Origin of the sequence: Acinetobacter sp. V2 (genome assembly GCF_001188385.1) — a bacterium.
In the GTDB taxonomy this organism is placed as follows: domain Bacteria; phylum Pseudomonadota; class Gammaproteobacteria; order Pseudomonadales; family Moraxellaceae; genus Acinetobacter; species Acinetobacter oleivorans.
In genome coordinates, this window is sequence record NZ_JZFB01000001.1 from 496798 (window position 1) to 504229 (window position 7432).

At 37.1% G+C, this 7432-nt stretch carries 10 protein-coding genes; 3 read left to right on the top strand and 7 right to left on the bottom strand.

The genetic code is table 11. The annotated features are described in order from the left end of the window. From UC75_RS19830 to UC75_RS02330, 7 genes are all read right to left on the bottom strand, one after another. Window positions 1-706 (bottom strand): Hsp70 family protein (locus tag UC75_RS19830; RefSeq protein WP_228137028.1); only part of this gene is annotated, 706 nt, incomplete at its 3' end. A gap of 38 nt (window positions 707-744) precedes the next feature. After that, on the bottom strand, window positions 745-1263 hold the full coding sequence (gene hscB, locus UC75_RS02305) for a Fe-S protein assembly co-chaperone HscB (RefSeq protein WP_005304822.1): 519 nt from the start codon (window positions 1261-1263) through the stop codon (window positions 745-747). 83 nt (window positions 1264-1346) lie between these two features. Beyond that, window positions 1347-1667 (bottom strand): iron-sulfur cluster assembly protein IscA, encoded by a 321-nt coding sequence (iscA, locus tag UC75_RS02310; RefSeq protein WP_004792648.1) that lies wholly within the window; start codon window positions 1665-1667, stop codon window positions 1347-1349. A gap of 30 nt (window positions 1668-1697) precedes the next feature. Continuing rightward, window positions 1698-2084: a Fe-S cluster assembly scaffold IscU gene (gene iscU, locus UC75_RS02315; RefSeq protein ID WP_004792646.1), complete on the bottom strand. Its 387-nt coding sequence runs from the start codon at window positions 2082-2084 to the stop codon at window positions 1698-1700. A 67-nt stretch (window positions 2085-2151) separates the two neighbouring features. Further along, the gene (locus UC75_RS02320) at window positions 2152-3369 is read right to left on the bottom strand and encodes an IscS subfamily cysteine desulfurase (RefSeq protein WP_005304823.1); all 1218 of its coding nucleotides are present in this window, start codon (window positions 3367-3369) and stop codon (window positions 2152-2154) included. Between the two features lies 1 nt (window position 3370). Then, window positions 3371-3844, bottom strand: coding sequence for an Rrf2 family transcriptional regulator (locus UC75_RS02325; RefSeq protein WP_004792640.1), 474 nt, complete (start codon window positions 3842-3844; stop codon window positions 3371-3373). A 109-nt stretch (window positions 3845-3953) separates the two neighbouring features. Continuing rightward, window positions 3954-4601, bottom strand: coding sequence for a hypothetical protein (locus UC75_RS02330; protein ID WP_013198050.1), 648 nt, complete (start codon window positions 4599-4601; stop codon window positions 3954-3956). Between the two features lie 208 nt (window positions 4602-4809). Here UC75_RS02330 and UC75_RS02335 point away from each other — a divergent pair, with 208 nt between their 5' ends. From UC75_RS02335 to UC75_RS02345, 3 genes are all read left to right on the top strand, one after another. After that, window positions 4810-5265, top strand: a complete 456-nt coding sequence (locus UC75_RS02335; RefSeq protein WP_049836542.1) for a phasin family protein — start codon at window positions 4810-4812, stop codon at window positions 5263-5265. A 168-nt stretch (window positions 5266-5433) separates the two neighbouring features. Beyond that, window positions 5434-5706 carry an HU family DNA-binding protein gene (locus UC75_RS02340; RefSeq protein ID WP_001043034.1) on the top strand — a complete coding sequence of 91 codons (273 nt, stop codon included), beginning with the start codon at window positions 5434-5436 and terminating at the stop codon, window positions 5704-5706. Between the two features lie 131 nt (window positions 5707-5837). Continuing rightward, window positions 5838-7432 (top strand): SurA N-terminal domain-containing protein (locus UC75_RS02345; protein ID WP_228137029.1); only part of this gene is annotated, 1595 nt, incomplete at its 3' end.

The following is a 7432-nucleotide window of genomic DNA, read 5'->3' on the forward strand; positions in this document are numbered from 1 at the left end:
CAGTGTGGCCACCGGTAGCTAATACTTCAAAGACACCTTGTGAGAAACGCAAGATTGATACGTCAAAAGTACCACCACCTAAATCATAAATTACGTAGTTATGATCTGTAGCTAAATTAGTTTCTTGGTCTAAACCATAAGCCACAGCAGCAGCGGTTGGCTCATTTAATAAACGTAATACATTCAAACCAGCAAGTTGTGCTGCATCACGAGTTGCTTGTCGCTGAGCTTCATCAAAATAGGCAGGAACAGTAATAACTGCACCATTTACTGGATTTTGTAGGCTAGTTTCAGCACGATCTTTTAATTGTTTTAAAATTTCTGCAGAAATTTCAACAGGGGTTTTACGACCAGCACGTGTTTCAAAAGCTGGCATCTCATTTTCAGAACCCATTAATTCATATGGATGCTGAAATTTGATATCTGCTTTTGAACGCCCCATAAAGCGTTTTACAGAAACAATTGTATTTTTCGGGTCGGCAATAAGGAAAGGCTTTGCTTCTTCACCATAGTGAGTTGCATCATTTCCATAGTGCACAATAGAAGGAAGGAGTCTTCTTTCTTTTTCATCATTGAGTACTTTAGGCTTGCCTGATAACACTGTCGCAACTAAGGAGTGTGTTGTTCCTAGGTCGATACCAATCGCAATGCGGTGTTGGTGTGGGGCACTGGATTGACCCGGTTCAGCAATTTGCAAAAGTGCCATGAGTTAAATCCCTTGAATATAAATTGGAAAAAGCAAAATTAAAAATCGTCGTCTAAATCAAAGTTGTCTTCGTCATCCAACATTTGATCTTCTGCTTTTTCAATATCATTAAGAACGCGCTGAAAGAACCGTAATTTACGTACAGTATCGCGAGCTTCACCCCAGTCTTCATCTGAGTAATCAATTTTAAATTCGCGAACTAAACTTTCTATCCATTGAAACACTTCTTGTTTAAGAGTGCTTAGATGTTCTGGGGAGGTTGCTTCATCCAGTTGCTCACGAAGTTCCAAAGCTGATTGTAAAAACTCAAAATCGCTAATAGATTGATCAAGGTGATGATCTTGCTTTTTTAACGCTAAAAGATAAGCTGCGCGGCTATCTACTTGCGATAATGTTTTAAAAGCTTGATTGATTTCACTTGATTTGATCAATGCCTGATTTTTATCTTCTGCTTTATCTGGATGATATTGCTGCTGCAAATTCAAGAAACTAGATTTTAAGCTCGCCAAATCGATATCGAGTTCTACGGGTAAATTGAACAACTCAAAATGATTCATTAGAAAGGAGGTCCACGTTAATTAAATACATTAAAACAGTGCTATAAAAGACACTGTTTTAATGAGAGATGGAAGGAGAAGGGTTATACAGTGAAAGACTCACCACAACCACATTCGCCTTTTTTATTGGGGTTGTTAAATTCGAACCCTTCATTAAGGCCATTTTTGACATAGTCCATTTCTAAGCCTTCTAAATAGACATGACTTTTTGGATCTACAAATACCTTAACGCCAAATTGTTCGAAAACTTCGTCATGTTCATCGACAGAATCAACAAATTCAAGAACGTAAGCCAACCCAGAACAGCCAGAAGTTTTCACACCCACGCGAATGCCTTCACCCTTACCTCGGTTTTTGAGGTAATTGCTAATATGAGTCGCAGCATTTTCAGTTAAATGAATCATGAAAACTCCAACGTTTACAGTAATAACAAATTAAGCTTTTGATTTTTTAGTGCGGTAATCTTCAATCGCAGCTTTAATCGCATCTTCAGCTAGTACAGAGCAGTGAACTTTTACTGGTGGAAGAGCAAGCTCAGTTGCGATATCAATATTCTTGATTGCTTGAGCTTCATCAAGAGTTTTACCTTTTAACCACTCAGTTACAAGTGAGCTAGAAGCAATTGCTGAACCACAGCCATAAGTTTTAAAGCGTGCTTCTTCAATTACACCGCTATCGTTTACTTGAATTTGTAAACGCATCACGTCGCCACATGCTGGTGCACCCACCATGCCTGTACCTACATTTTCAGAGTTTTTGTCTAAAACACCAACATTACGAGGGTTTTCGTAATGATCAATTACCTTTTCGCTATAAGCCATTTCGCTTCTCCAAACCTCGGGGTCAGCCTAATATTAATATGAGGGTAAAAACACTAATTTCAATGAATTAGTGTTCAGCCCATTCAACTGTAGAAAGATCGATACCTTCTTTGTACATATCCCAAAGCGGAGAAAGTTCACGTAATTTCTCAACAGCGGCTTTGGTAATTGTAAGCACATGGTCAATATCTTCTTCAGTTGTGTATTTACCAAAACTGAAGCGGATAGAGCTGTGTGCTAGCTCATCAGATAAACCTAATGCGCGAAGAACGTATGAAGGCTCTAAAGTTGCAGAAGTACAAGCAGAACCACTTGATACAGCAGCATCTTTGAGCGACATCATTAAAGATTCACCTTCAACAAAGTTAAAGCTGACATTTAAATAGTTAGCAACGTTTTGAGTTGGATGGCCATTTAAGAAAACTTGTTCAAGATCTTGTAAACCATTCCAAAGCTTGTCGCGAAGCTTGCGAATACGCTCTTGTTCTGCTTGCATTCTTTTGCCAGCAATTTCAAAAGCTTCACCCATACCTACAATTTGATGAGTCGCTAAAGTACCAGAACGCATACCACGCTCATGACCACCGCCATGAATTTGTGCTTTTAAACGAACACGTGGGCTACGACGTACATATAATGCACCGATACCTTTTGGACCATAAATTTTATGAGCTGAGAAACTCATTAGGTCAATTTTCATAGTAGATAGGTCAATTTCAACTTTACCAGCAGCTTGAGCAGCATCTACATGAAAGAAGGTTTTATTGGCACGTGTTAATTCACCAATTGCTGCTACATCTGTAACTGTACCGATTTCGTTGTTTACCATCATAAGAGAAACAAGAACAGTATCAGGACGAAGGGCAGCTTTTACCATTTCAGGGGTAATTAAACCAGTTTGTGGTTCTGGTTCTAAATAAGTAATTTCAAAACCTTGGTCTTCTAATTCACGACAAGGATCTAGAACAGCTTTGTGTTCAATTTTACTTGTAATAATATGCTTGCCTTTAGATGCATAAAACTGCGCTACACCTTTTAGAGCAAGGTTATCTGATTCAGTTGCACCAGAAGTCCAAACAATTTCACGTGGATCAGCTTTAATTAAATTTGCAACTTGCTCACGTGCATATTCAACTTTCTCTTCTGCCTGCCAGCCATAAGCATGGGAACGAGATGCAGCATTACCAAAGGTACCGTCGAAAGTTAAACACTCCATCATACGTTCTGCAACTTGCGGATCTACTGGAGTGGTTGCTGCGTAATCAAGATAAATTGGACGTTTCATATCAAATACCTGTACCCGATAAAAGAGCTGAATCTATGCCAGTCACATTTTGGCGTAATGCAACAGTTTGAACGTTGTCTCGGCTAATGAGGTCGGCAAGAGAGATTTTTGCTAAATAGTCGGCAATATGATGAGAGAGTTCTTGCCATAAATCGTGTGTGAGACACATTGCACCATTTTGGCAGTTACCTTTATGGTCACAACGAGTTGCATCAACAGTTTCATTTACAGCTTCAATAATTTCTAACACAGTAATTTCATCAGCATTTCGAGCCAAATGATAACCACCATTTGCACCACGAACACTAGAAACTAACCCATGACGCTTAAGTTTTGCGAATAACTGTTCTAAATAAGCAACTGAAATGGATTGGCGAGCTGCAATTTCGGCGAGCGTGATCGTTTGTTCAGTTGGCTGCAAAGCTAAATCAAGTAGAGCAGTCACTGCGTAGCGACCGCGAGTTGTAAGGCGCATGATTCGATACACATGTTAAGACTAGATAATAGGATTTTATGAATCCCGACTAAAATAGTCAAGTTTTTTTATTTTTAATTCAAGTGCAGGAACAAAATGGAAAAATAATTTAAGCAACCCACAAATTATATATGAAATAAACAATAAATATCAGGCTAATTATACCAAAGGAGAAGTTAATATTCCGTTGACGCTGCTGTAAGCGAGTAATTCGATTTTGATATTGTTTAATTTCCACATGAAGTGAATTGATTTCTGATCGTTGTTGATCAATTTTTTCAAGCAATGGGGCAATTCTTTTGCGTGAAGCAAGAGCTTCAGCTTCATCATCAGGTGTATTAAACCATTGCTTCCAGTCTGCTAAAAGTTTAGGCAGGGTAAGGTGAGAAATTAAATCTAATAACTCTTTTTTAGTTTCTTCATCCCCATCAATACGCATATTTTTAAGACTGCGCTGGTTTGAAAAAGCGAAAATCTTAATTAAATCGATAAGTGTACTATTGATTTCAAGATCAATACGTCGGTCAAAAGAATGGATATCGAACAACAAACCCTTTTCTGTAAATTGAACATAAAAGTCAAAAAAAGGTAGATAGCTATTGATACGAATAGTCGTTTTGTTTGAAATAAACTTTTTCGCTTGCAAGCGAAGAACACCATCGTGGGTGAGAATAAATGAAAAGAAAGTTTCTAAAATAATTAGAACGATATTCAGCAACAGACGGGGATGTTTTTGTCTTTGTTGCGTTTCACTCATAAAAGTTTATCCTTACAAATAGCAGTTAACCGAAGAATGGGACATCCTATCCCAAACTTAACACAATGTCGTGTTAAATATATTTACATGACTTAATTGCTTTGTAGAACAGTTTTGTAAATGGATCAAGTCTTTACTTTGATATTATAGAAATATTTTGTGGTCAAATCAGTCGTCATCTCTCTCATCTGATTAGGAGTTTAGATTAATGGATAATGCAAACATAGAGACACAAGCAGAAGAGTCAGAAGAAAAAAACAAATTAAAATCAAGAAGTTCAAGAAAATCAGCTTTAGATTTTAGAAAGTATACCAAGCAAATTTGGTTGGCTGGGTTAGGAGCTTTTTCACGCGCAGAAGAAGAGGGCAACAAACTCTTTGATTCCTTAGTTAAAGTTGGTGAAGAACTAGAGTCAAAAACTGGAGACTTAGCAGATAACACTGTAGGCAAAGTCACAGAAAAAGCAAAAGAATCTGTATCTGAAACAAAAGATAAAGTAGAGAAAATTCTTGATACCAGTGTGAACCATTCTTTAAACCGGATTGGATTGGTCACTCCGAAGGATTTACAGCACATTGAACAGCTCTTGGTACAGCTTCATATTAAGGTGGATGCTTTAATAGAAGAAAACCAGCAATTGAAAGAAAAATTGAATAAAAAGTAAAAAATGTTGGGATTTAGCAAATATATAACAGTTTTTTAGCATTTATTTTCGCTAAAAGCCCTGCTCTAGTATTGCGTTTTCCCCCAAAGCATTGCTATAAAGGCGTCATGGCCTTTTAAACTATAGCCTTGGACCTTAAACAAACGATATTAAGAGGATGTTTTATTCATGAATAAATCAGAATTAATCGATGCAATTGCTGAAAAAGGGGGAGTATCTAAGACTGATGCAGGCAAGGCACTCGATGCGACAATTGCGTCAATTACTGAAGCACTTAAAAAAGGTGACACAGTAACTTTAGTTGGTTTTGGTACTTTCAGTGTTAAAGAACGTGCTGCACGCACTGGTCGTAACCCTAAAACTGGTGAAGAGCTTCAAATTAAAGCAACAAAAGTACCTAGCTTCAAAGCTGGTAAAGGTCTTAAAGATTCAGTAGCTTAATCTTTTAAGATGATTAAACGCGCCAATATAGGCGCGTTTTTTATTAAAAATCTGAATTGACCAATATTGCTCATTCATTGATTGTGGTTTTTCAGTTAAAATTCTCCTCGAAATAAAATATTGGAATACTTATGGAATCGTTTCGTACAGTCATTAAGGGTTGGCTCGGCAAAGTCCTTCTAATTTTGTTTTTGACCCCTTTAGCACTTGTAGGTATTGAAGGATATTTTAATAGGGGAAACAAGGCTGATGTTGCAAAAACAGTAAATGGCCAAGAAATATCTAAAAAAGACCTTGAAACTTTAACTCAGTCTTACAAAGAACAATATTTAGCTGCTGTTAAAGGCGATGAGAGTTTACTTAATTTGCCTGTTATTCAGGCTAAGGCACTCGATATTTTAGTGTCGCGTAATTTACTAATTCAACAAGCTGAAAAATTAGGTATCTCACTTAGTGATACTCAAATTGAGCAAATGTTAGCTCAACAGCCTAGTTTGCAAGAGAATGGACAGTTCTCGCAAAAACTCTATGAAAATTACTTACGTTCTATTGGTATGACAAGTCAGGGCTTAATTGCTAGTCTTCGTCAAGATCATGCTTTAAAAATGCTAACGTCAACTTTTTCTGATTACTCTTTAGTAAGTAAAGTTGATTTAATGCAAATTGCGAATTTGCAAACTGAACAACGTACATTACATTTGGCTAGTATTAAATTAGATGGTTATAAAACTGGTTTAACTGCCTCTAATCAAGAAGCTACAGATTATTACAACAAACACCAAAATGAGTTTAAACAACAATCTTCTGTTGATGTGGATTATGTTGTTGTGTCGCCATCACTAATGGCTAAACCAGCTCCTGCAACTGAAGCTGAACTGCAACAAGCGTATAGCAAGTTTGTTGAAACTCAGAAAAAAGATGCTAAACGTACTGTGAAGCATATTTTAATTACTACAGATGCTCGTGATGATGCCGCAGCTCAAAAACTTGCTAAAGAAGTATATGCGAAAATTCAAGGCGGTCTGACATTTGCACAAGCTGCATCTCAGTTCTCTGAAGATCCAAGTTCGAAAGCAAAAGGTGGTTTAGTTGAAGCATATGCACCAGGTGTTTTTTCCGATGCATTTGATAAAACTGTAGTGAGCTTGAAAAATGGACAGATTTCTCAACCAGTAAAAACTCAATATGGTTATCATATTATTGAGGCAGAAACTCAAGCTAATCAAATCCCTTCATTCGAAGCAGAGAAGGCGCGTTTAACTGCTGAGGTTGAAAAGAATAAAGTTGCGACTGTTTATTCAGATACTGTAAACAGTTTAAATGAAACGATTGTTGGTAATGACTCTTTAGAAGCTGTTGTACAAGAAGTAAAAGGTACAAAAGTTGAATCATTAAATGGCGTAACTTTAGCTACACAAAATCCATATTTAAGTGATCCAAACGTTAAAATTAAATTATTTAATGATGACGTGAAAAATGGTGACCGTAATGCATCATCTAATATTCAGTTAGCGAATGGTGATACGGTATGGGTTAAAGTACGTGATTATCATGCTGCTGGTGTAAAACCTTTAGCACAGGCGATGAATGAAGCGAAAGCAAAAGTTATCGACGAAAAAGCGCGTAAAGCTGTTCAAGCAAAAATTGCTACAATGCTAGCTGAATTTAAAACTCAACCAGCAGATCAAGTAGTTGCTAAAAATAAAGTAGCATTTGAATCGGCTGG